At 61.7% G+C, this 24,610-nt stretch carries 18 protein-coding genes and 1 riboswitch; of the genes, 6 read left to right on the forward strand and 12 right to left on the reverse strand.

The features are described 5' to 3' along the window. The first annotated feature begins 241 nt into the window (after positions 1 to 241). Positions 242 to 2,830, forward strand: coding sequence for an MMPL family transporter (locus tag AB8A33_RS07825; protein WP_439092235.1), 2,589 nt, complete (start codon positions 242 to 244; stop codon positions 2,828 to 2,830). Here AB8A33_RS07825 and AB8A33_RS07830 read toward each other — a convergent pair. Next, positions 2,820 to 3,524 carry a DUF2147 domain-containing protein gene (locus tag AB8A33_RS07830; RefSeq protein ID WP_439092236.1) on the reverse strand — a complete coding sequence of 235 codons (705 nt, stop codon included), beginning with the start codon at positions 3,522 to 3,524 and terminating at the stop codon, positions 2,820 to 2,822. The genes AB8A33_RS07825 and AB8A33_RS07830 overlap by 11 nt on opposite strands. A 99-nt stretch (positions 3,525 to 3,623) precedes the next feature. On the opposite strand from AB8A33_RS07830, the gene hpnO reads away from it, so the two are divergent. After that, complete coding sequence (hpnO, locus tag AB8A33_RS07835; protein ID WP_439064412.1) at positions 3,624 to 5,015, forward strand: aminobacteriohopanetriol synthase HpnO; 1,392 nt, start codon at positions 3,624 to 3,626, stop codon at positions 5,013 to 5,015. A gap of 3 nt (positions 5,016 to 5,018) precedes the next feature. Here hpnO and AB8A33_RS07840 read toward each other — a convergent pair whose 3' ends face one another. The 5 genes from AB8A33_RS07840 to AB8A33_RS07860 form a co-directional block, all read right to left on the reverse strand. Further along, complete coding sequence (locus AB8A33_RS07840; protein WP_439092237.1) at positions 5,019 to 5,771, reverse strand: anti-sigma factor family protein; 753 nt, start codon at positions 5,769 to 5,771, stop codon at positions 5,019 to 5,021. Beyond that, on the reverse strand, positions 5,768 to 6,331 hold the full coding sequence (locus AB8A33_RS07845; protein ID WP_439092238.1) for a sigma-70 family RNA polymerase sigma factor: 564 nt from the start codon (positions 6,329 to 6,331) through the stop codon (positions 5,768 to 5,770). The genes AB8A33_RS07840 and AB8A33_RS07845 overlap by 4 nt, the downstream gene beginning before the upstream one ends. Positions 6,332 to 6,410: 79 nt before the next feature. Then, on the reverse strand, positions 6,411 to 6,740 hold the full coding sequence (locus tag AB8A33_RS07850; protein ID WP_439092239.1) for a cupredoxin domain-containing protein: 330 nt from the start codon (positions 6,738 to 6,740) through the stop codon (positions 6,411 to 6,413). Positions 6,741 to 6,751: 11 nt separating this feature from the next. Next, complete coding sequence (locus AB8A33_RS07855; protein ID WP_439092240.1) at positions 6,752 to 7,702, reverse strand: metallophosphoesterase family protein; 951 nt, start codon at positions 7,700 to 7,702, stop codon at positions 6,752 to 6,754. Between the two features lie 77 nt (positions 7,703 to 7,779). Continuing rightward, positions 7,780 to 9,399, reverse strand: coding sequence for a GMC family oxidoreductase (locus tag AB8A33_RS07860; protein ID WP_439092241.1), 1,620 nt, complete (start codon positions 9,397 to 9,399; stop codon positions 7,780 to 7,782). 165 nt (positions 9,400 to 9,564) lie between these two features. Between AB8A33_RS07860 and AB8A33_RS07865 the strand changes: the two genes are divergently transcribed. Together AB8A33_RS07865 and AB8A33_RS07870 are read left to right on the forward strand one after the other, a co-directional pair. After that, positions 9,565 to 10,737 (forward strand): M20 aminoacylase family protein, encoded by a 1,173-nt coding sequence (locus tag AB8A33_RS07865; protein WP_439092242.1) that lies wholly within the window; start codon positions 9,565 to 9,567, stop codon positions 10,735 to 10,737. A gap of 115 nt (positions 10,738 to 10,852) precedes the next feature. Beyond that, positions 10,853 to 11,350 carry a YciE/YciF ferroxidase family protein gene (locus AB8A33_RS07870; RefSeq protein ID WP_439092243.1) on the forward strand — a complete coding sequence of 166 codons (498 nt, stop codon included), beginning with the start codon at positions 10,853 to 10,855 and terminating at the stop codon, positions 11,348 to 11,350. A 42-nt stretch (positions 11,351 to 11,392) separates the two neighbouring features. Here AB8A33_RS07870 and gcvP read toward each other — a convergent pair whose 3' ends face one another. From gcvP to gcvT, 3 genes are all read right to left on the reverse strand, one after another. Further along, a complete protein-coding gene (gcvP, locus tag AB8A33_RS07875) occupies positions 11,393 to 14,257 on the reverse strand; it encodes an aminomethyl-transferring glycine dehydrogenase (protein ID WP_439092244.1) in 2,865 nt (954 codons plus the stop codon). Between the two features lie 112 nt (positions 14,258 to 14,369). Beyond that, positions 14,370 to 14,735, reverse strand: coding sequence for a glycine cleavage system protein GcvH (gene gcvH, locus AB8A33_RS07880; RefSeq protein ID WP_439092245.1), 366 nt, complete (start codon positions 14,733 to 14,735; stop codon positions 14,370 to 14,372). 11 nt (positions 14,736 to 14,746) lie between these two features. Then, positions 14,747 to 15,895 (reverse strand): glycine cleavage system aminomethyltransferase GcvT, encoded by a 1,149-nt coding sequence (gcvT, locus tag AB8A33_RS07885; RefSeq protein ID WP_439095883.1) that lies wholly within the window; start codon positions 15,893 to 15,895, stop codon positions 14,747 to 14,749. A 155-nt stretch (positions 15,896 to 16,050) separates the two neighbouring features. Beyond that, positions 16,051 to 16,145: riboswitch (glycine riboswitch) on the reverse strand. 241 nt (positions 16,146 to 16,386) lie between these two features. Here gcvT and alaS point away from each other — a divergent pair. Beyond that, entirely contained in the window at positions 16,387 to 19,068 is a 2,682-nt protein-coding gene (gene alaS / locus AB8A33_RS07890) for an alanine--tRNA ligase (protein WP_439092246.1), read from the forward strand. Positions 19,069 to 19,320: 252 nt separating this feature from the next. Continuing rightward, positions 19,321 to 21,009, forward strand: coding sequence for a YbaL family putative K(+) efflux transporter (gene ybaL, locus AB8A33_RS07895; RefSeq protein WP_439092247.1), 1,689 nt, complete (start codon positions 19,321 to 19,323; stop codon positions 21,007 to 21,009). A 22-nt stretch (positions 21,010 to 21,031) separates the two neighbouring features. On the opposite strand, the gene AB8A33_RS07900 is transcribed toward ybaL, so the two are convergent. The 3 genes from AB8A33_RS07900 to AB8A33_RS07910 form a co-directional block, all read right to left on the reverse strand. Beyond that, entirely contained in the window at positions 21,032 to 21,736 is a 705-nt protein-coding gene (locus AB8A33_RS07900) for an SDR family oxidoreductase (RefSeq protein ID WP_439092248.1), read from the reverse strand. A gap of 140 nt (positions 21,737 to 21,876) precedes the next feature. Further along, on the reverse strand, positions 21,877 to 22,404 hold the full coding sequence (locus AB8A33_RS07905; protein ID WP_439092249.1) for a DUF3455 domain-containing protein: 528 nt from the start codon (positions 22,402 to 22,404) through the stop codon (positions 21,877 to 21,879). A 45-nt stretch (positions 22,405 to 22,449) separates the two neighbouring features. After that, positions 22,450 to 24,516, reverse strand: a complete 2,067-nt coding sequence (locus AB8A33_RS07910; RefSeq protein ID WP_439092250.1) for a prolyl oligopeptidase family serine peptidase — start codon at positions 24,514 to 24,516, stop codon at positions 22,450 to 22,452. Positions 24,517 to 24,610: the final 94 nt, after the last annotated feature.

Genomic DNA, 24,610 nt, shown 5'->3' on the forward strand with positions numbered 1-24,610 from the left:
GCCGGGTTGCGGTAATATCTTGCGGTTGCGCCCCAAGAACCTGAAAACTCTCACTTGTTCGTCACTTTACGGCGCGACGAGGCGTCGCTAACACGGCCGTTGCTACGGTGATCAGCACGTTTTATGCCATCCCATCACATTGCTGAAAGCAAAGCGCATCCAATGCGAAAGTAATGGTTTGCGGAACCCTCCCTCGTGAACCGCATTCTTTGCGAGCCTCGTCCAAATAGAAAGAAAAAGCGTGCTGACAAGAGTTGTCGTCTCGATCGTGAACTTCTGCACCCGGTTTGCCCTGCCAGTGGTGCTCGTTTGTGTGCTTCTTTCGATTGGCGCGAGCTATTACACGGCGAAGAATTTCTCGATCAATACAGACATCAACAAGCTGATCTCGCCCAATCTCGACTGGCGTCAGCGCGACATTGCCTTCGACAAGGCCTTTGACCAGGAGCGTCTGATCATCGCGGTGGTTGAGGCGCCCACGCCTGAATTCGCCAATGCTGCCGCCAACGCGATGGAAGCGAAGCTGGTCACCAACAAGACGGATTTCGACTCGGTTCGGCGATTGGATGGGGGAGCGTTCTTCGAGAAGAACGGCTTGCTGTTCCTGCCGACCAAGGAAGTTGCGCAACTGACGGGCCAGTTCCAGCAAGCTGCTCCCCTGATTGAAATTATGGCCGGCGATCCGAGTCTGCGTGGCCTCACCGGCGCGCTGGAGACCGGCCTTACCGGCATTCGCCGTGGGCAGCTTCAGCTCGACGGTGCAGCGCCGACCTTCAATGCCGTCTCGCAGACCATCGAGGACGTGCTGAAAAACGGCAAGGGCACCTTCTCATGGCGCGGGCTGGTCAGCGACAAGCCTCTGACGGATGGCGACAAGCGTGGCTTCATCGAAATCAAGCCTATCCTCGACTTCAACGCGCTTGAGCCCGGCAAGACCGCGACCGATGCGATCCGGCAGGCTGCCGTCGACCTGAACATCGCTGGCGAATACGGCGCGCGCGTGCGGCTGACCGGTCCGGTCCCCATCGCAAACGAGGAGTTCTCCACCGTACAGGATGGAGCCGTCGTCAACGGTATCGGTACGGTTTTGATTGTGCTGGTGATCCTCTGGATGGCGCTGCACTCGGCCAAGATCATCGGCGCCGTATTTGCGACGCTGTTTGTCGGCCTCGCCACAACAACCGCCGTCGGTCTCATGATGGTGGGTTCGCTGAACCTGCTGTCGATTGCATTTGCCGTGTTGTTCGTCGGCCTCGGTGTCGACTTCGGCATCCAGTTCAGCGTGCGTTATCGCTCCGAGCGCTACAAGAACGACAATCTGCCGTTGGCTTTGACGAAGGCCGCCGAATATTGCGCAGTGCCGCTGTCGCTCGCCGCTTTCGCAACGGCTGCCGGTTTTCTGTCGTTCCTGCCGACCGATTACAAGGGCGTGTCCGAACTCGGCAAGATCGCCGGCGCCGGCATGATGATCGCGTTCCTGACCAGTATCACCGTTCTGCCGGCACTGCTCGACCTCTTGAATCCCGCGGGTGAAAAAGAGCCCGTTGGCTATGCGTTCCTGGCGCCTGTTGACCGTTTCCTGGAAGAGAAGCGCTTCTGGATTATCGGCATCACACTGGCGCTCACGATCGCCGGTCTGCCGTTGCTCTACTTCCTGAAGTTCGATTTCAATCCGATCAACCTGCGCAATCCGAATGTCGAGTCGATCGCGACTTTCCTCGATCTGCGCAAGGATCCGAACACCGGCGCCAATGCGGTCAACATCATGGCGCCGAACGAGGCCGCTGCGAAACAGGTCGAAGAGCGTCTTTCCAAGGTCCCGGAAGTCGCTCGTACGATTTCGCTCGACAGCTTCGTCCCTGAAGATCAGCCCGCCAAGCTGAAGGCGATCCAGGAAGGCGCGAAGATTCTCGAGCCGGCCTTGAATCCCGAGTCGATCGACAAGGCGCCGACCGATGCGGAAAACGTCACGTCTCTGAAGGACTCGGCGGCGAGCCTGCGCAAACTTGCGGGAACGCAAACAAGCTCGGGTGCCGTCGCCGCCAAGCGTCTGGCGGATGCATTGGCCAAGACCGCTGATGCTAGCCAGCCTGTGCGCGATCAGGTGCAGGCGACCTTTGTGGCGCCGCTCAAGCTCGCGTTGGGGCAGTTGCGTAATCTGATGCAGGCGAGCCCGATCAGTTTGCAGACCTTGCCAGCCGAACTGGTGAATTCGTGGAAGACCAAGGATGGCCAGATCCGCGTCGAGGCGCAGCCCAACGGCGATCCGAACGATAACGACACGTTGCGCAAGTTCGCCGATGCCGTGCTGAAGTCCGAGCCGCTTGCCGTCGGTGGTCCGATCTCGATCCTGAAGTCGGGCGACACCATTGTGACCGCCTTCATTCATGCGGGCATCTGGGCGCTGCTTTCGATCTCGTTGTTGCTGTGGCTGGCTTTGCGGCGCATCAGCGACGTGTTGCTGACTATCGTTCCCTTGCTGGTGGCGGGAACGGTCACGCTGGAGATCTGTGTCTTGATCGGCTTGCCGCTGAACTTCGCCAACATTATCGCGCTGCCGCTGCTGCTCGGCGTCGGCGTGGCGTTCAAGATCTACTATGTGACGGCGTGGCGGGCAGGCTACAAGAACCTGCTGCAGTCATCCCTGACACGCGCGATTTTCTTTAGCGCGTTGACGACTGCCACGGCGTTCGGCAGCCTGTGGCTGTCGAACCATCCGGGCACCGCGAGCATGGGTAAACTGCTCGCGATGTCCTTTGTCGTGACGCTGGCGGCCGTCCTGCTATTCCAGCCGGCTCTCATGGGTAAGCCGCGCGAGACTAGTGAGTGACCTTGTTGATCTCGGGCAGCAGGCAGATATCGCCGATATCGGCCGGCTGTCCCGGCGCCGTTGCTGCAGCGGTTTTCTGACCAGCTGGAGCGGTGGCCTTGGGGGCGCCGGCCACGGGAGCCGGTGCAGCCTTGGGGGCAGCAGCCGCCGGAGTAGTCGCTGGGGCCATCTTGCCGCCGGTGGCAGCGCCCGCCTTGGGCAGGGCACCCTTGGCGGTGAGGTTCGAGGGGCTCGATGGAATCGACGGGCCTACGCGCGTCCAGGTCTGGCCGCCGCACAGGAAACCGAGGACACATCCTTCGATTTCAAGTTCGTCAGCCGTATCACCGAGCTTAATCGTCGATTTATAGAATTTTCCGTCCTTGGCATTGTAAACCTGACCCGCCCACTTGTCGTTGGCGGCATTCTTTTTCATGTCGAGCAATGTTACGATGCCCAGAGTGGGCCGCGCCTTCTTGGTGGCATCGGGATTGTTCTTGTCGATACCGCCGGGGGTCTGTTCCCAGGCCACGGCACCCCACATGCTGCCGCCGCATTCGGCAACACGGATATGGGCGACGCCATCTTCAACCTTCCAATCGCCGGTCGGGTCTGCTGCAAACGCGGATGACAGCCCCGCCGAAAATAGGCCTGCCGAAAAAATGATTCCGCAATATGTGAGACTGCGCGTAGTAATGCGTGGGCGCTGCAACATGTTTAGACCTATGCTTAAGTAGCGGTTCTCGGCGAAGTCAAATCGCCGCATTTACGGTTTTCAGTTGACGAAGCGACCATCAACCGACGTATGTAACTCATGGTATATCCGAATCTAGACGTTTCCGAGATGTTTGTTGAACGGGAGGCGCAGCGTAGCTCGATGCATACGCGCCATCTTAATGAACAGCTCGTTCGAGTCCTCAAGACCATCGGATATGACGTTGGCTTTCAGCGGGGCACCGGCCAGTATTTGTTCGACCGGGACGGCGCCCGCTATCTCGACCTACTGAGCGGATTTGGCGTTTTTGCGATTGGCCGGAACCATCCGGTGATGCGGAATGCGCTCAAAAGCGTGCTCGACGCCGACATGCCCAATTTGGTGCAAATGGACGTCTCCACACTCGCAGGTATCCTCTCCGAGAAGCTGCTGGAAAACGTCCCCTATATGGACAAGGTGTTTTTCGCGAACTCCGGTGCGGAAACCGTGGAGGCGGCGATCAAATTCGCCCGCAATGCGACCGGCCGCGACGGGATCGTATATTGCGATCACGCCTATCACGGACTGACCTATGGTGCGCTGTCGCTGACCGACGACACCAATTTCCGCACCGGCTTCGGCCCGCTGCTCTCGGGCTGCACCACGGTGCCGTTCAACGACCTCGAAGCGCTGGAGAAGGCGCTGTCGTCCAAGCAGGTTGCCGGCTTCATCGTCGAACCGATCCAGGGCAAGGGCGTCAACCTGCCCACCGATGAATTCCTGTCGGGCGCCGCTGCGCTGTGCCGCAAATACGGCACGCTGTTCATCGCCGATGAAATCCAGACCGGCCTCGGACGCACCGGAAAGTTTCTGGCGATCGAGCACTGGAATGTCGAACCCGACATGATCCTTCTCGCAAAGGCTTTGTCGGGAGGTCATGTTCCTGTTGGCGCGCTGCTGACGCGAAAAAGCATCTTCGACAAGATCTTCAACCGTATGGATCGCTCGCTCGTCCATGGTTCGACCTTCGGCAAGAACGATCTGGCGATGGCTGCCGGTATTGCCACGCTGGAGATCATGAAGCACGAGAAGCTGGTCGAGAACGCGGCCAAGCGCGGTGCCGAATTGCGGCTCGCTCTGCAGAACATGATTCCCGAGTTCGAGCTTCTGAAGGAAGTGCGCGGCAAAGGTTTGATGATCGGTGTCGAATTCGGCCCGCCGAAGTCGCTGCGCCTCAAGGCATCGTGGAACATCCTGGAGTCGGCCAGCAAAGGCCTGTTCTGCCAGTTGATCACCGTACCGCTGTTCAAGGAGCAGAAGATCCTGACTCAGGTCTCCGGCCACGGCAGTCACACCATCAAGCTACTGCCGCCGCTGGTGGTCACCGAGGACGACGGCAAGTGGATCGAGAACTCGTTCCGTACCGTGATCGCCGATAGCCATAAGGTTCCTGGTGCGATCTGGTCGCTCGGCAAGACGCTGGTCGACAACGCCGTGCGGAAGTCAGCCTAGATTTCAGCTCGCTCGTGTTGCAAGTTCGACCTTACTGCCGAAATCAGCAAGTTCATCGGCGTTCAAATCACTGACTGCCCAGTAGGTCAGGCCGTGCTCGCTCCAGTGGCGAATGTTAAAGCCCTGTACGGTCTCGATCCTGGCCACGCGTGATTCTGCGTTTGTCGTCTGTGCAACGAACAGATTGATTACATGGGTGCGCCGCCGATAGACGATGGCGCCGATCGTTCGTCCATTGACATAATCAAGCCGCCCGCCGATGAGCGTGAAACCCTGCGCGGTGAGATCGACAACCGGTGGGGCCACATCAAGCCGCCCGTTGAACCAGGGCTTCACCGTGTGCTGATCGGTGGAGAGCACGTCGGTGAGATGTCCGGCCTGCAGCGCGCGCAGATGCGCCGACACCACATCCGAAAGAATGCGCTGCTCGTCTTCATGGCGAAGCACGACGACGACGAGGCCGGTCGCGGCTACGGCGGACAACACCGATCCCATAGCGAAGCCTTTCAGCACGGCGCGACGGTTTGGCGTGTGAGTCTTGGGGAGCGCTGCTTCGATGCGCCGGCGTAGCCGTGGAGGCGCCGTAAAATGCAGGTCGCTGGCGGCCATTGCGGATCGCATGTCGCGATAGGCGTTCAATTGCGCAGCGCAGCGCTGGCACGTGGCAATGTGTGCCTCGACCTCGCGGACATGCCCGGCGTCGAGCTCGTCATCGAGCAATGCGTGAAGAAGGATCTCGGCCTCGTCGCAGGTCATTTGTGCGGCTCCTCTTCAGCCATCCATGCGATCCGGAGCATCGCGCGTGCGCGGGCGAGGCGTGACATCACGGTCCCGATGGGCGCGCCAACGATGTCGGAAATCTCGCGGTAAGACAGGCTTTGCATTTCTCGTAGCACGAGGATTTCCCTAAACGGCTCGGCAAGCGTGCTCACGAGACGCTGGATCGTCGTGGCATCGCGACGCCGGAGCAATTCCGCTTCCGGCGAAGCTTGGGCCTCATGCCAGAGCGGCGCGGCTTCCTGCGATTCTGTCTCGGCGATTTCGGCGATCGCGGTTGGTGAGTTCACGCGGCGGGCGAACTCCGCATGGCAGATATTGCGCAGGATGGCGAACAGCCACGGTTTGATTGCAGGGCCACGATAGCTGTCGAAGTGTTTCAGTGCGCGGAGATAGCACTCCTGTACGGCGTCTTCGGCGGCGTCGGCATCGCGCAGCAGATAGCGGGCCAGTGTATAGACGTCGTCGAGGCATGGCAGCGCGGCCTCGCGAAAACGACGTATCCTCTCGTCATCGTCGTCGGGTCTGTGCGCTGGCATCGACTTGTCCTTGACGGCCGACGTCCGGCCGCCGGTTTTCCAGAGGCCGGACATCGTTGTGATGCCTTGGTTTTGGCTGCTACTCAACCTTGATCATCCCCGTCATATGCGGATGCAGCGAGCAAAAATACGTGTAGTCACCCGGCGACGTGAACGTGAAGGAATAGCTGTCGTCAGTGTCGAGTATTTTCGACCTGAATTTGCCGGCTGAGACCACGGCGTGCGGGATGTCGTCTCGGTTCTTCCAGGTGACGGTCGTGCCGACCTTGATGGTGAGCTGCGCCGGCTCGAAGGTGAAGTTGTCGATCATCACCGCGAGGTCTTCGCAGCGCGCTGCTGTCGTGCAAGAGGCCACGACGGCAAAAATGGCGACACGGATGCAGATGTTGCGTAAGGCGACGGATGTCATGTTGCGATGCCCTAGCCCTGCAACGGGGTGTCGATGATGGCGAGGCGTTCATCGCCGGGTTTGAAGATGATGCTGGCGATGCCCAGCAGGCCGCGTAATTTGTCGTCGGCCACCTTCATGGGGCCGGGTGAGGGCGCTGTCCCCGGTGCCGGTTGTGGAAACGCAGTTGAGCGTGCGGTGTGGAACGTGACGTTACCTTCCACTTTCTGCATCACCTGATGGATATGGCCATTCAGTACGGTGACCGAGCCAAAGCCCTTGAGGTAGTCCAGCGCGCGCGCTCCGTCTTCGGTGCCCCATCCCCAGGTCGGATAGACCGTCCAGAGCGGAATGTGCGCAAACACCACAATAGGTGTCGATTTCGATCGGCCGCGAAGATCGTCTTCCAGCCATGCGAGCTGTTCGGCGCCGAGGTTTCCAAGTCCGCCGGCTTTGAGATCGACGACGTTCACGAGCCCGATGAAGTGCACGCCGCTCGCATCGAAGGAATACCAGCCCGAGCCCTTGGTGCCGCGTCCATAGCGTTCGCGATAGAGCTTGACCTCTTCGTCGATGAAATCATGCTCCCCTGGAACGTAATGCACATCGAGCCGCGCTTGCGAGATGATGCGGTCGGCATCGTCGAATTCGGAGGCCTTGGAGAGGTGGCTGATATCGCCCGTATGGATCATGAACGACGGCTTCGCCGGCATGGCTTTGATCCGGCCGATAGCTTCCTCAAGCGTACCGATAGCGTTGGGATTGGCCGGTTTGTTGAAGCCGATATGGCTGTCGCTGATCTGCAGGAACGTCAGGCCGGTGGGCTCTGCCGCTTGTGCTGAATCAATGAGTCCAAGGGCGTGCGGAACGCCACCGGAAATGCTCCAGAGCACGCCGGTGCCGGCCCAGGTCATGCACTCCAATACCTTTCGACGGCTAAGTCTCGGGTCGTCCTGGGAGTGATCGTGATCGAATGCACTCATCGCCAATCTCCATCGCCCTGGATTGGGCTATGGGGACTGGATCGGCGAAGACGGAAATTTATTCCCGCCGAACGAGGTTATCGCGAATCTGTGATGATCATCGATGCGCCGTTTTCCGCGATCATCGCGGTCGGCGTGTTGGTATTGCCCGACGTAATTGTTGGCATGACCGATGCATCGACGACGCGCAATCCGGCGATCCCGTAAAAGCGTAGCCGCTCGTCCACCACGGCCATCGGGTCCGATGCCGTGCCCATCTTCGCGGTCCCGACAGGATGGAAGATGGTGGTGCCGATATCGCCGGCGGCCTTGGCCAGCGACGCCGCATCGTCGCCAACCGACGGCCCCGGCAGATACTCTTCGGGATGATAAGCGGCGAGCGCCTGCTGCTTCATCAGCCTGCGCGTCACTCGGATCGCATCGGCAGCAACCTGACGATCGTCGGCTGTCGAGAGATAGTGCGGAGCAATTGCGGGGGCGTCATCGGGCTTCGCCGAGCGTAGCTTGATCTCGCCGCGCGATGTCGGCTGCAGATTGCAGGCGGCAATGGTGATCGCCGGAAAGCGATGTAGCGGATCGCCGAACTTGTCGAGCGAGAGCGGCTGCACATGAAACTGGATATTGGCGCGTTCGCGATGAGCGTCGGAGCGCGTGAAGATGCCAAGCTGCGATGGCGCCATGGTGAGCGGTCCGCGGCGGCGGAACGCGTAATCGACGCCCATCCAGCCTCGGCGGAACAGATTGTAGTAGGTCTCATTTAGCGTGCGCACGCCGGAGACCTTGTAAATCGCACGCTGCTGCAGGTGGTCCTGCAGGTTGCGACCGACGCCCTGACGGTCGAGCGTGACATCGACGCCGGCGGCGGACAGCCACTCCGCGGGTCCGATACCGGAGCGCTGCAACAGATGCGGTGAGCCGACCGCGCCAGCACACAGGATGACTTCGCCCCTGGCGCGTGCCTCCATCTCCTGGCCGTTCTGGGTGAAGTGTACGCCGACCGCGCGGCCGTTTTCGACGATCAGGCGATCGACCATCACTTTGGTTTCTAGGCGCAGGTTCGGGCGGTTCAGTGCCGGTTTGAGAAAGCCACGGGCCGACGACCAGCGGCGACCGCGCTTCTGGTTGACGTGGAAGTAACCGATGCCTTCGTTGTCGCCGGTGTTGAAATCGGCGGTCTTGCGGATGCCCATTTCGGCCGCTGCATCGCCAACGGCGTCGAGTACTTTCCACGACAGCCGCGGCTCTTCGATGCGCCAGCCGCCACCCGCGCCGTGATGTTCGCTGGCGCCGAGGAAATGATCTTCCAATTTCTTGAAGGCCGGGAGCACATCGTCATAGCCCCAGCCATTGAGGCCGAGCTGGCGCCAGTGATCATAGTCAGCCGCCTGGCCGCGCATCGAGATCATGGCATTGATGGCGGAGGAGCCGCCGATCACCTTGCCGCGCGGATAGGCCAGCGCGCGGCCGTTGAGGCCGGGCTCCGGCTCGGTGCGAAACATCCAGTCGGAGCGGGGATTGCCGATGGCGAAAAGGTAGCCCACCGGAATGTGAAACCAGATCCAGTTGTCGTTGCCGCCGGCCTCCAGGACGAGGACGCGCTTGCCGGGATCTGCCGAGAGGCGATTGGCAATGATGCAACCGGCGGTACCTGCACCAACCACGATATAGTCGAAATCACCCTCGAGCCGTGTCGTCATCGTTTCCCTGCCGCACCCGTTCCACGGTCTCACTTGCCGTGCCGAAAGGGATTAGCGAGGCCACGGGCGTCTGTACAGAGTGTGGTGGGACCGATGGGGTGGGCCGTTGGCACGCAACATGCTAGACAAGCATATCGCCGTCCCACTGCATCGAGACCCTGACCCATGCCCATCATCAATCGCGTCGCCGATCTGCAACCGGAAATCATGGCCTGGCGCCGTGATCTGCATGCCCATCCCGAGCTGATGTATGACGTGCACCGGACCGCGGGCTTCGTGGCGGAGCGGTTGAAGGAGTTCGGTTGCGACGAAGTTGTGACAGGCCTGGGACGAACGGGTGTCGTTGGCGTCATCAAGGGCCGCAAGCCGGCCTCCGGCGAGCACAAGGTGATCGGGCTGCGCGCCGACATGGACGCGCTGCCGATCGAGGAAGAGACTAATCTGCCTTACGCCTCGAAGACCCCCGGCAAGATGCATGCCTGCGGTCACGATGGTCACACGTCCATGCTCCTGGGCGCGGCGCAATATCTCTCCGAAACACGCAATTTCGCCGGCGATGCCGTCGTCATCTTCCAGCCGGCCGAAGAGGGCGGCGCGGGCGCTGCGGCGATGATCAAGGACGGCTTGATGGACCGTTTCAAGATCGATCAGGTCTATGGCATGCACAACAATCCCGGCATGCCCGTCGGCTCCTTCGCGCTGCGTCCGGGCCCGATCATGGCAGCGATGGACCGCATCTCGATTCAGATCGAGGGCAAGGGCGGCCATGCCGCCTATCCGCACAAGACCATCGATTCCGTGCTGGTTGGCTCGCAGCTCGTGATGGCGCTGCAGACGATCGTTTCCCGTACCGTCAATCCCCTGGAATCCGCTGTGCTCTCGATCTGCGAATTCCATGCAGGGCATGCCAGCAATGTCATCCCGGCGACCGCTGAACTGCGCGGCACCGTGCGGACGTTGAACGCCGAGGTGCGTGATCTCATGGAGAAGCGCATGAACGAGGTGGTCAACGGCGTCGCGCTGCAGACCGGCGCGAAGATCGTGCTCGACTACGACCGCGGCTATCCGGTCGTCGTCAACCACCGCGCCGAAACCGACATGGCGGTGCGCGTCGCCAGCGAAATCTCCGGGGCCGAGAAGGTCAATATCGACATGCCGCCGGTGATGGGCGCAGAAGACTTCGCCTACATGCTGGAAGCGCGCCCCGGCGCTTTCATCTTCTGCGGCAATGGCGACAGCGCCGGGCTGCATCACCCCGCCTATAATTTCAACGACGATGCGATCGTCTATGGCACGTCCTATTGGGTGAAGCTGGTCGAGACGACGCTGGCGGCCTGACAGTCGGCGTGCGCGCAACGATTTTTGATCGTTGCGTTACAACCTCAGGAACAAGACACATCGGGTGACGTTGAGCCGCGGGAAACAACCCTTGGCTTAACGGAGTGCATGCGTCATGGCGACCAAAGACAAAGACCTCAACGACCTCTTTCTCGATACGCTCAAGGATATCTACTTCGCGGAGAAGCAGATCCTGAAAGCCCTGCCGAAGATGGCCAAGGCCGCAACCTCGGACAAACTACGCGCCGCTTTCGAAAAACATCACGACGAAACCGAAGGTCAGGTCGAGCGCCTGGAGCAGATCTTCGAACTGCTCGACAAGCCCGCCCGTGGCAAGACTTGCGATGCCATCATGGGTATCCTTGATGAGGGCAAGGAGATCATGGACGAGTACAAGGGCACGAGTTCGCTCGATGCCGGCCTGCTTGCTGCGGCACAGGCCGTCGAACACTATGAGATCTCGCGCTATGGCACCTTGAAGACCTGGGCCATGGAACTCGGCATGAAGGACGCGGTGCGGCTGCTCGACGAGACGCTCAATCAGGAAAAGAAGACCGATGAGTCATTGTCGGTGCTGGCGAAATCAGCGGTCAACCTGGCTGCGGCGGCCTGACAAGAAAAGCGCCACCTGCAGCGTGCAGGTGGCGCTTTCATTCTATTCCGCCGCCTGCGCGTAGTCTTCCATCGGAGGACACGAACAGACGAGGTTACGATCACCATAGACGTTGTCGACGCGGCCGACCGGGCACCAGTATTTGTCGGTGCGTGAGGTCCCGGCCGGGAAACAGCCTTCGGCGCGGGTGTAAGCACGCTTCCAGTCGTCATCCGCGATATCGTGCACCGTATGCGGCGCGTGACGCAGCGGCGATGCCTCGACAGTCCAGCGACCGCTCTCGATATCCGCGATCTCCTTGCGGATCGCGATCATCGCCTCACAGAACCGATCGAGTTCGAGTTTCGACTCCGATTCCGTCGGCTCGATCATCAGCGTTCCCACGACAGGAAAGCTCATGGTCGGCGCGTGGAAACCGTAGTCGATCAGGCGCTTGGCGATATCGTCGACGGTGACGCCGGCGGACGTCTTGAATGCGCGCGGATCGATGATGCATTCATGCGCCACGCGTCCCTTTTCGTTGCGATACAGTACCGGGAAATGCGGATGGAGCCGTGTCGCGATGTAGTTCGCATTGAGAATCGCGAGTTCGGTGGCCGAGGTGAGGCCCGCGCCGCCCATCATCAGGATGTAGATGTAGGAGATCGTCAGGATCGACGCCGAACCGTAGGGGGCGGCCGACACCGGACCCACCGGCACATCGCCGTTGGCCGAGGGATGACCGGGCAAATAGGGCGCCAGATGCGCCTTGACGCCGATCGGGCCCATGCCGGGGCCGCCGCCGCCATGCGGAATGCAGAACGTCTTGTGCAGGTTGAGATGGCTGACGTCCGCGCCGTAGTCGCCGGGGCGCGACAGGCCGACCTGCGCATTCATGTTGGCGCCGTCGAGATAGACCTGACCGCCATTGGCGTGAACGATCTCGCAGATCTCGCGGATATGCTCCTCGAACACGCCATGTGTCGACGGATAGGTGATCATGATCGCGGCGAGATTGGCCGCGTGTTTCTCGGCCTTGACGCGAAGGTCGTTGACGTCGACGTCACCGCGTTTGTCGCAGGCGACAACAACCACATCCATATTGACCATGCTGGCTGAGGCAGGATTGGTGCCGTGCGCTGATGACGGGATCAGGCAGATATTGCGATGGCTGTCGCCGCGTGCCGCGTGATAGGCGCGGATCGCGAGCAGGCCGGCATATTCGCCCTGCGCGCCGGAATTCGGCTGCAGCGACACGGCATCATAGCCGGTGATGTCGCACAACCATTTCTCCAACGTCGCGAAAAGCTGCTGATAGCCCGCAGCCTGCTCGGACGGGACGAACGGATGCAGCGAGCCCCAAGCGGGCCAGGTCAACGGCATCATCTCGGTCGTCGCGTTCAGCTTCATGGTGCAGGAGCCGAGCGGGATCATCGCGCGGTCAAGCGCCAGGTCGCGGTCCGAGAGCTTCCGCATGTAACGGAGGAGTTCGGTCTCTGAGCGATGGCTGTGGAAGACGGGATGGGTGAGGAAGGCCGAGCTGCGCTTCAGCGAGGCGGGCAGGGCGTCGCTGACACCATGCTCCACGTCTGAATAGCCAAGTTTGCCACCGAAGGCGCGCCAGATGGCTTCGACGGTTTCCGGCGTCGTGGTTTCATCGAGCGCGATGCCGATCGTGCCGTCACCGATGCGCAGGTTGATCTTCTCGGCCTGGGCTGCGGCAATGATGCCGTCGCGCTTGTCGCCGACCGTCACGGTAAGCGTGTCGAAGAACGCTTCGCTCTCCGGCGCGAAGCCGAGCTTCTTCAGGCCGGCGGCCAGCACCAGCGTGCGGCGATGGACCGTGCGGGCGATGTGCTTGAGGCCTTCGGGGCCGTGATAGACCGCATACATCGAAGCGATGACGGCGAGCAGCACTTGCGCGGTGCAGATATTCGACGTCGCCTTTTCGCGGCGGATGTGCTGTTCGCGGGTCTGCAGCGCCAGCCGATAGGCCGGCTCGCCGCGGGAATCGATGGAGAGGCCGACGAGGCGGCCGGGGATCGAGCGCTTGATCGCATCGCGCACCGACATGTAGCCGGCATGCGGACCGCCGTAGCCCATCGGCACGCCGAAGCGCTGCGCCGAGCCGATCGCGATGTCTGCGCCGAGTTCGCCCGGCGAGGCCAAAAGCGTCAGCGCCAGCAGGTCGGCGGCGACGACGGCGAGCGCGCCCTTCGCTTTAAGGGCAGCGATGGCCGGCTTGAAATCGCGCACGGTGCCGGTTGTGCCAGGATATTGCAGGATCGCGCCGAACACATCGGCTTTGTCGAGGTCAGTGAGCGGATTGCCGATCTGAAGCTTCCAGCCGAGCGGCTCGGCGCGGGTGCGCAGCACCGCCAGCGTCTGGGGATGAACTTCATGATCGACGAAGAACGTCTTGGTCTGAACGTTCGAGGCGCGCTCGGCCAGTGCCATGGCTTCAGCAGCTGCGGTCGCTTCATCGAGTAGCGATGCATTGGCGACATCGAGACCGGTGAGATCGCAGATCATGGTCTGGAAATTGAACAGCGCTTCCAAGCGGCCCTGGCTGATCTCCGGCTGATACGGCGTATAGGCCGTATACCAGGCCGGGTTCTCCAGGATGTTGCGCTGGATCACCGTCGGCAGGACCGTGCCGGAATAGCCCTGGCCGATCAGCGACGTGAACACCGCGTTCTTGGCTGCCATCTCGGTCATATGCGCCAGCGCCTCGGTTTCGCTGAGCGCGCGGCCGAGATCGAGCGGCGTCTTCTGGCGAATTGAGGCAGGGAGCGTCTCGCCCATCAGTGCGGACAGGCTTTTCGCACCGACCGTTTCAAGCATCACACGAATATCGGCTTGCGAAGGGCCGATATGGCGGCGGGCGAAATCGGTGGCGACGTCGCCGGAAGATTTGTTCAGGGTCATCTGTTGTTCCTCGAACGAATTTCAGAAGCTCGTCATGGTCGGGCTTGTCCCGGGCATCCACGTCTTCGCTTGTGGCAAGGCGTGGATGCCCGGCATTCGCCGGGCATGACGACTAGGCGGTGTGGGTTTTGTAGGCGTCGGCATCCATCAGGCCATCAAGCTCGCTCTTGTCCGCGAGTTTGAGCTTGAAGAACCACGCCTTGCCGTCGGCATCGGAATTCACCAGCGCGGGTTCGGCTGCGAGCGCGTCGTTGATCTCGACAACCTCGCCGGTGATCGGCGCATAGACGTCGGAGGCGGCCTTGACCGATTCGACCACGGCGGCGGCTTCGGCCTTCTTCAGCGCGCGGCCCACTTTGGGCAGTTCGACGAACACAACGTCGCCGAGCTGCGACTGTGCGTAATCGGTGATGCCGACGGTGACGATATCGCCGGCGATATCAAGCCATTCGTGGTCTTCGGTGTACAGGATGGTCATGGGGCAGTTCCTCAACGCTTGTAGGTGTGGGGGACGAAGGGCATGGGTGAAACTTTCATTGGCATCCGCTGTCCGCGAAGCTCGGCATAGACGGTGGTGCCGTCGGCTGCCTGCGCGTTGGGCAGATAACCCATTGCAATTGGCGCGCCGAGACTGGGGCCGAAGCCGCCGGAGGTGACGCTGCCGATCGATTCAGTGGCGGTCGCATCCGCAAACAGCAGTACGCCTTCGCGCACGGGCGCGCGGCCCTCCGGCAGCAGACCGATGCGCTTGCGCGGTGCACCGCCATCGAGCTGCGCCAGGATCTTGTCGCTGCCGAGAAAACCGCCGGCGCGGGCGCCGCCGGTGCGCCGGCTCTTCTGGATCGACCAGTTCAACCCGCCTTCGATGGGCGTGGTCGTGGTGTCGATGTCATGGCCGTAGAGGCACAGCCCGGCTTCGAGACGCAGGCTGTCGCGGGCGCCGAGGCCGATCGGCAGGACGTCGGGACGATCGAGCAAGGCGGAGGTAAGGGCCTCGGCCTGATCATTCGGGATCGAGATCTCGTAGCCGTCTTCGCCCGTATAGCCGGAGCGTGAAACGAAGCAGGCAATGCCGTTCACCTGATGCGGGCCGGCATCCATGAACTTCATGGTCGGCGCTTCGGGACAGAGTTTTGCCAACACATCCGCGGCCTTCGGACCCTGCAAGGCGATCAGCGCACGGTCGGGCAGGGTCTCGATGATGCAGCTGTCGGAGAGATGCGCGCGCAGATGCGCCTCGTCCTCGTCCTTGCAGGCGGCGTTGACCACCAGAAACAGGTGATCGCCGAAATTCGCCACCATCAGGTCGTCGAGAATGCCGCCGGCCTTATTGGTGAACTGGGCATAACGCTGACGCCCCGGTGCCAGCGCCAGAATGTCCATCGGCACCAGCTTTTCGAGCGCCAAAGCGGCATCTTCGAGTTTGCCGGACTTCGCCCGCAAGGTGAGCTGGCCCATATGCGAGACGTCGAACAGTCCCGCGGCCGCACGGGTGTGGAGATGCTCCCTCAGCACGCCGGTGGCGTATTGCACCGGCATGTCATAGCCGGCGAAGGGCACCATCTTGCCGCCACGGGCAACATGGAGGGCGTGCAGCGGCGTTTGTTTCAAAATTGAGGGTTTATCGGTCGCTAGCATATCGACAGCAGACATATGACGGGTCCTCGCGGTTCCCCGGGACCATTCCCGGAGTGCCTGTACGAGCCCCATCTGTCGCTGTGCCTGAGAGTATTATCCCGTCGGCGGACGCCATCGGCCCATTCGGGCTCAAAGGCATCTCTTTCCAGATGCTAACCTGTCACGCGGTCCTTTTGCCTGAGAGTTTCCGGGGCGGTTGCTCCTTCGGCGCCGGCCCAAACAGGGGCCAGTCTCTCCCGACGTGACGTCGTTCAACGCTGGCACAAGAGCATGCGTTCCCTGAATCTGTCAACGCGATTGCAGCACCTATCAACGGCCCTGTGCTGTTGCGGCAAGCCCCTGATCCGCTTGAATGATCCCTTGTAATCCCCTTGCACAGTTTCTGGACAGGCCTAGTGCCCCCGGTCTAAAAGCAACCGGTTGTGGCATTGGCCGGCGGCAGGGCCGTGGGCGATTTTTAGGCGCAAAGTCTTAGGCGCGATGGGACTGATATGAGCGGCGTTAACGAGATCAGGTCGGCATTTCTGAATTACTTCGCGGCGAATGGTCACGACATCGTGTCGTCGTCGCCGCTGGTGCCGCGCAACGACCCCACGCTGATGTTCACCAATGCCGGCATGGTGCAGTTCAAGAACGTTTTTACCGGTATCGAGAAGCGCCCCTATCAGCGTGCCACGACCTCGCAGAAATGCGTCCGTGCGGGTGGCAAGCATAACGATCTCGACAATGTCGGCTATACCGCGCGCCATCACACCTTCTTCGAGATGCTCGGCAACTTCTCGTTCGGCGACTATTTCAAAGAACGCGCGATCGAGCTCGCCTGGAACCTGATCACCAAGGAATACGGCCTAGCGAAAGATCGCCTGCTAGTCACCGTCTATTCCGAGGACGATGAAGCTTTCACGCTGTGGAAGAAGATCGGCCTGCCGGATTCCAAGATCATCCGCATCCCGACCTCGGACAATTTCTGGCAGATGGGCGACACCGGCCCATGCGGTCCGTGTTCGGAAATCTTCTTCGACCACGGCGACAAGATTCCCGGCGGTCCTCCCGGCTCGCCAGATGAAGACGGCGACCGTTTCATCGAAATCTGGAATCTCGTTTTCATGCAGTTCGACCAGTTGGCGCCGGGCAACCGCGTGTCGTTGCCGAAACCGTCGATCGACACCGGCATGGGCCTGGAGCGCATCGCTGCGGTGCTGCAGGGCAAGCACGACAATTACGACATCGACCTGTTCGTCGCACTGATCCGCGCCATCGCCGATCTCACCGGTGCCGATCCGCAGGGCCCGATGAAGGCCTCGCTGCGCGTCATCGCCGACCATCTGCGCGCCTCGTCGTTCCTCATTGCGGACGGCGTGCTGCCGTCGAATGAAGGCCGCGGCTATGTGCTGCGCCGGATCATGCGCCGCGCGATGCGTCACGGCCAGTTGCTCGGCGCCAAGGAGCCGCTGATGTGGCGCCTGGTGTGGGCGCTGGTGCGCGAAATGGGCCAGGCCTATCCAGAGCTGGTGCGCGCCGAGAGCCTGATCGAGGAAACATTGCGCCTCGAAGAGACGCGCTTCCGCAAGACGCTGGATCGCGGCCTCGGCATTCTCGACGACAAGAGCGCGTCGCTGAAGAAGGGTGACATGTTTGACGGCGAAACCGCGTTCACGCTGTACGACACCTATGGCTTCCCGCTCGATCTGACGCAGGATGCGCTGCGCAATCGCGGCATCTCCGTCGATATCGCATCCTTCACCGATGCGATGGAAAAGCAGAAGGCTAAGGCGCGCGCGTCGCGCTTTTCCTCTGGAGAGACCGCGACCGAGGCGATCTGGTTCGAGCTGCGTGAAAAACTCGGTGCTACGGAGTTTCTCGGCTACGATACCGAGTCCGCCGAAGGCGCGGTCACGGCACTGGTGAAGGACGGCAAGGAGGTCGACAGCCTCAAGGCTGGCGACACCGGCGCGATCGTTCTCAACCAGACGCCGTTCTATGCCGAGTCCGGTGGCCAGGTTGGTGACACTGGTGTGATCACCGGCGAGGGCGCGACCTTCCGTGTGACCGAAACCCAGAAGCGCGCCGGCGATCTGTTCGTGCATGTCGGCACGCTTGAGCAAGGCACGCTGAAGGTTGGCGCTGCACTGGCGCTCGATGTCGATCACACCCGTCGCTCGTCAATCCGTGCCAATCACTCGGCGACGCATCTGCTGCATGAAGCGCTGCGTCAGGTGCTCGGCGATCACATCGCCCAGCGCGGTTCGCTGGTGGCGCCGGATCGCCTGCGTTTCGACTTCGTGCATCAGAAGCCGATCACGGCCGAGGAACTGCGCCGCGTCGAAGACATCGCCAACAATGTCGTGCTGGAAAACGATGCCGTCACCACGCGCCTGATGGCAGTGGACGATGCCCGCGAAGCCGGCGCCCGCGCGCTGTTCGGCGAGAAATACGGCGACGAGGTGCGCGTCGTGTCGATGGGCAAGACGCCGCGCGATTCGGGCAGCAACGCGCTTGGCTGGTCGGTCGAACTCTGCGGCGGCACCCACGTGAAACGTACCGGCGATATCGGCATGATCTCGGTCACGGCCGAGAGCGCGGTGGCGTCCGGCGTCCGCCGCATCGAGGCGCTCACGGGCAATCATGCACGTCATCACGCCAACGAGACGATCCTCCTCGCCAAGACCGCGGCGAACGAACTGCGCACGACCCTCGACGATATGCCGGCGCGCATTGCCGCGCTGATGGATGAGCGCAAGAAGCTGGAGCGTGAACTGTCCGAGGCGAAGAAGACCATCGCCATGGGCGGCGGCGCTGCGGCCGGTGCATCGACCGCTGATGGCGCGTCCGCAGACGTCAAGACGGTCGGTGACGTCAAGCTGATGGCCAAGAGTGTGTCGGGCATCGAGATGAAGGATCTCAAGAGCCTTGCGGATGCCGGCAAGAAGCAGCTCGGCTCCGGCGTGGTCGCCATCATCAATGTCGGTGAAGACGGCAAGGCCGGCGTCGTGGTCGGCGTCACCGAGGATCTGACCAAGCGCTTCAGCGCCGTGGATCTGGTGAAGCTCGCCTCTGAAGCCCTTGGCGGCAAAGGCGGCGGCGGACGGCCCGACATGGCGCAGGCCGGTGGTCCGGATGGCGCGAAGGCCGATGCAGCACTGGCTGCGATCGAAGCGGCGATCGGCAACTAATCTTGTCATTCCGGGGCGTGCGAGCGCTCGCGCGAACCCGGAAACCCGCAATGTGACTCTCGCATCGAGATTCCCCGCCCTTCCAATTGGAATGGCTGAGGCTCGCGCTCTCAGCTACGCTGAGATCGCGCCCCGGAATGACAGTACTGTCCGCGCAACCCCACCTCGCGATGACGTGACCGGTTGACGCTGCGACCATGAGTAGCCTCTGATGAGGCTGGTATCCCACGCGTCCATGCGGCAAAAAGCGGCATGGAGCACAACACCCCTCTGATTTCGACAGTCGTCGTCGGCCTCGTACTGGCTTTCATTCTCGGTCTGGTTGCGCAACGCATTCGCGTTTCACCGTTAGTTGGATATCTTCTCGCGGGCGTGCTGATGGGGCCGTTTACGCCCGGCTATGTGGCGGACCAGAATATCGCCAATGAACTCGCGGAAATCGGCATCATCCTCTTGATGTTCGGCGTCGGCCTGCATTTCTCGCTGAAGGATCTGCTCTCGGTCAAGAATATCGCGATCCCCGGAGCCGTCGTGCAGATCGCGGTGGCTACTCTGCTCGGCATCGGCCTTGGCGAGGCACTCGGCTGGTCGTTCGGCGGCGGCCTTGTGTTCGGCCTCGCGCTCTCCGTCGCATCGACGGTCGTGCTGCTCCGCGCATTGCAGGAACGACGGCTGGTGGACAGCGAGCGCGGCCGTATCGCCATCGGCTGGCTCATCGTCGAGGATCTCGCAATGGTGCTGACGCTGGTGCTGCTGCCGGCGATCGCGGGCTTGCTCAAAGGCGAGGGCAACGGTGCCAGCATGTCAGCACTTGCGATGCCGGTGCTGATCACGCTCGGCAAGGTCGCGGGCTTCGTCATCTTCATGCTGGTGGTCGGTCGCCGCGTCATCCCGATGCTGCTGCATTACGTGGCGCATACCGGATCACGCGAGTTGTTTCGTCTTGCGGTGTTCGCCATCTCACTCGGGGTTGCCTTCGGCGCAGCCCTCGTATTCGACGTGTCGTTCGCGCTCGGCGCGTTCTTTGCGGGCATGATCCTCAGCGAGTCCGAACTCAGCCAGCGCGCTGCCAATGAGACGCTGCCGCTGCGCGATGCGTTCGCGGTGCTGTTCTTCGTCTCGGTCGGCATGCTGGTCGATCCGGCGATCATTCTGCGCGAGCCGCTGCCGCTGCTCGCCACAGTGTTTATCATCCTGTTCGGCAAGTCGGCGGCTGCCTTCGGTATCGTCCGGCTGTTCGGCTATCCGACCTCGACGGCGCTGACGATCTCCGCCTCGCTGGCGCAGATCGGCGAATTCTCTTTCATTCTCGTCAGTCTCGGCGTGGGCCTTGGCTTGCTGCCTGATCGCGGTCGCGATCTCGTGCTGGCCGGCGCGATCATCTCTATCATGCTCAACCCGCTGTTCTTCGCGCTGCTAGACCGTTTGCTGGCCGACAAGGATGCGAAAGCGGCGGCGGCGAACGAAGCCGCTGCTGTGGACAAGAAAAAAGCGGCCCCGCGCGTCCCGCTTCCGGAAACCCAGCTCAAGGATCACGTCGTGCTGGTCGGACATGGCCGTGTCGGCAGCGTTGTCAGCAGGGCGCTGCGCCTGAACAACACGCCATTGCTGGTGATCGAGGACACGCCTGGCGTGGTCGAACGCCTGCAGAGCCTCGGCGTCGAAGTGATCACGGGCAATGCAGCGGCACCGGACATGCTGCAGGCTGCGAATGTCATGGGAGCGAAGGGCTTGCTGGTGGCGATCCCCGACGCCTTTGAAGGCGGCCAGATCGTCGCCAAGGCGCGCGCGCTCAGCCCCACGCTTCCGATCATTGCCCGCGCGCATTCCGAAGAAGAAATCGCGCATCTCAAGCATCACGGCGCCAATGTCGTGATCATGGGCGAGCAGGAAATCGCCAAGGCGATGCTGCTGCAGATCGGCGCGACGGCGCCCGTTTAGTCGGGTCGTTGCGATCAGGTCGCTACACCGACCGCGTCATGCCGCCATCGACGCGGATGTTCTGGCCGGTGATATAGCCCGCCCCCTCCGACGCGAGGAATGCAACGGTAGCGGCGATCTCCTCACTCTTGCCGTAGCGTTGCATGGGTACGCTCTGGCGGCGCTCCTCGGTGGCCGGCAGGCTGTCGATCCAGCCGGGCAGCACATTGTTCATCCGCACATTGTCGGCGGCGAAACTGTCCGCGAACAGTTTCGTGTAGGCGGCGAGGCCGGCGCGGAACACGGCCGAGGTCGGAAACATCGCCGAGGGTTCGAATGCCCATGCGGTGGAGATGTTGATGATCGCGCCGGACTTCTGCTTCTGCATGATCGGTGTCACCAGCCGCGTTGGCCGGATCACGTTCATCAGGTAGACATCCATGCCGGTGTGCCACTGCTCGTCGGTGATATCGAGCAGCGGCGCACGCGGGCCATGACCGGCGCTGTTTACCAGTGCGTCGATCCGGCCCCATTTCTCCAGCGTGCCATCCACCAGCCGCTTCAAATCGTCGCTTGATTGGTTGGAGCCGGTGACACCGAGGCCACCAAGTTCTTGCGCAAGCGCTTCTCCCTTGCCGGACGACGACAGGATCGCGACTTTGAATCCATCGGCTGCAAGGCGGCGTGCAGATGCCGCGCCCATGCCGCTTCCACCGGCGGTGATGATGGCGACTTTGCTAGATGACATGAGGCGGTCTCCCTGAATGTTTTTCTGGTCGTCTTGCTCTAGCGGCAAATCGTTCGGCGGAGAAACGCAAAACCCAGCGCCTGGCTTTGCGCCTGGTTGGTATTCTCCACCGTGCCGGAGTGCCCGCCGGCGAAATGTCCTTAGCCCTTGCGCAGGAACACGTAGTCGGCCGAATAGGGCTCGCTCTGTAAAGTGCCGGTGCCGCTGCAGGTGCCGGCGAGCGCGCCGCCGACTGTGTTGATCCGCTGTACCGTGGTTACGCCGCTCAACATGCCGCTGCCGCGATGCGATGTGGCCTCGAGGCGAAGCCACGGAATGTCCTTGGCCGTGGTGCCCGGTGCGTTGCCGGTCACCTTACCGACTACCGCGCTGCCATCGCTGTATTCCCAGTTCGGTCCGGCATAATGCCGCCCCACGGTCTTGCCATCGGCCATCAGCGTGGCGATCGGCTCGCGGAACGTCCATGTCAGCTTTCCTGAAGCGTCGGCCTTGCACTCATAGACCTGCGCGCCTTCAGCATGAAGCTTGGCGATCTGCGTCTCGCCGGGGGCTGCAATCGCATCCGGCACCTGCGCCAAAGCAGAGAATGCGCCCGCGACACTGAGCGAGAGCGTGACAATCGTGATCAGGATCTGGCGTTTGAAAACATGGGGCGTATTGCAGGTCATGTGAACCCTCTCTTGCTCTGGTTGGTAGTTGCTCTGTCGTTCGTCTTACGCAGCTCCAATCGTTCGGCGCAGAAACGCAAAACCCAGGGCCTGGCTCTGCGCCTGCTTGGTATTGTCCACTGCGCCGGAATGTCCACCAGCGACAGTTTCGTTGAACCAGACGGGATAGCCAAGCTCTTCGAGCTTCGCCGCCATCTTGCGGGCGTGGCCGGGATGGACGCGGTCGTCGGTGCGGTTGGTGGTGATGAAGATCGGCGGATAGGTCTTGCCGGGCGCGATCAGGTGATAGGGCGAGAATTTCTGGATGAAATCCCATTCGTTGGCGATTTCCGGATCGCCATATTCGGCGATCCAGCTTTGACCGGCCAACAGCTTGGTGTAGCGCGCCATGTCGAGCAGCGGCACGCTGCACCAGACCGCGCCGAACAATTCCGGATAGCGCGTCAGCATATTGCCGACCAGTAGTCCGCCATTGCTGCCGCCGTGGCACGCAAGCTTTTGCGCCGTCGTGATGCCAGACGCCCCGAGATCGCGCGCCACCGCAGCGAAGTCGTCATGCGCCACATGTTTCGTCGCCTTGCGCGAGGCGAGATGCCAGCCTGGTCCGAACTCGCCGCCGCCCCGGATATTGGCGAGCGCATAGAGATTGCCTTGCTCGAGCCAGAGCTTGCCGGTGATGCCCATGTAAGACGGTGTCAGCGAGACTTCGAAGCCGCCATAGCCATAGAGGATCGTCGGCCGCGGCGCGCTTGATACTTTGAGGTTCTTGCCGATCAGGAAGTAGGGGATCTTAGTGCCGTCGGGAGCGACCGCGTGGCACTGCTTCACTTCGATGCCAGTTGAATCGAATGAGCGTGGGGAGGATTTCAGTGGTTCGAGATCGCCGACGCCGTGCCACAAGGCAGTGGTGGTCGGCCGGTCGAAGCCGGTGACGGTGAGCAGCATATCCTTACCTAGGTCGGGATCGTCTTCACCGCCGAAGGCCGCGACGCTGATCGAGGCGTTGTCGGGCAGACCGGGGACGGGAGTCTCGATCCAGCCCTCGCCGGAGCGCTTTGTGAGTATGATGCGGGCGCGGACATTGTCGAGGATTTGCAATACGACGCCGTGGCGCGTTTCAAGCCAGGATTCCAGCGCGCGGGTCGGCGTCGGTGTGAAAATGATCTCGAAGTCGCGCGCGCCGGAAATGAAGCGATCGAGATTGATCACCGCCAGCGCGCCGGCCGGGATGACCATGCCGCTCACGGTCCAGTCTTGCTTCGGGCTGACGAGCAGATCGTCGGCATCGCCGGAGATCGATACTTCTTCCGGCAGGTCGAGCCGTACGCGCTGTCCGGCATAGGGGCCGTTCTTCTGTTCGACTGATATATGCGAGCGTGTGAAATCCAGCGCGCGCCAATACATCACGCGCTCATGGGTCGGTCGGCGGTCGACGCCGAACCAGGCGGCAACGTCCTGCTTTTCGACCTCGAACACGCTCTCGGCCGATGCCAGCGGCGTGCCGCGCTTCCACTTTCTGACAACGCGGGCATAGCCGGCTTCGGTGGTGTCGCCGGGATTCTGCGCGCTGCCGAACAGCAGCGTGTCCTGATCGAGCCAGCTCACCTGTGTCTTGGCTTTCGGGATGAAGAAGCCATCGGTGACGAAGCTCTTGCTCGGAATATCGAACTCACGCACTTCGATGGCATCGGTGCCGTTGAACGACAGGCTGATCAGCGCGCGGGTCTTGTCCGGTGATCGTGCGGCGCCGGAGAAAGCCCAGGAGATTCCTTCAGCCTTGTTGAGCGCGTCGATGTCGAGCAGCACGTCCCATTCTGGCGTGTCGGTCTTGTAGCTCTCCAGCACCGTGCGGCGCCAAAGCCCGCGCGGATGAGCGGCGTCTTTCCAGAAATTATAGAGATAGTCGCCAGACTTTCCGACGAAAGGAATGCGATCGTCGGCATTGAGAATCGTCAGCACCGCGTCGTAGTCGTGCTGGTAGCTCTCGTCGCAGAGAAAGCTATCGGTGCGTTTGTTTTGCGCCTCGACCCAGGCCACGGCCTTGTCGCCCTCGATCTCTTCGAGCCAGAGCAGGGGATCGTTCGTGCCGTCAGCGGGATTTGGCGCAGTCATCGGGTGACCTCGAAAAAGGGGGGTCTCAAAAAGAAAGTCCGGGGTGCCTGAGGCAGCCCGGACTTTCCGATCATTCAGTCAGGAGAGGGCGGAA

The sequence above is a fragment of the Tardiphaga sp. 813_E8_N1_3 genome (assembly GCF_051811025.1).
Classification (GTDB): Bacteria; Pseudomonadota; Alphaproteobacteria; order Rhizobiales; family Xanthobacteraceae; genus Tardiphaga.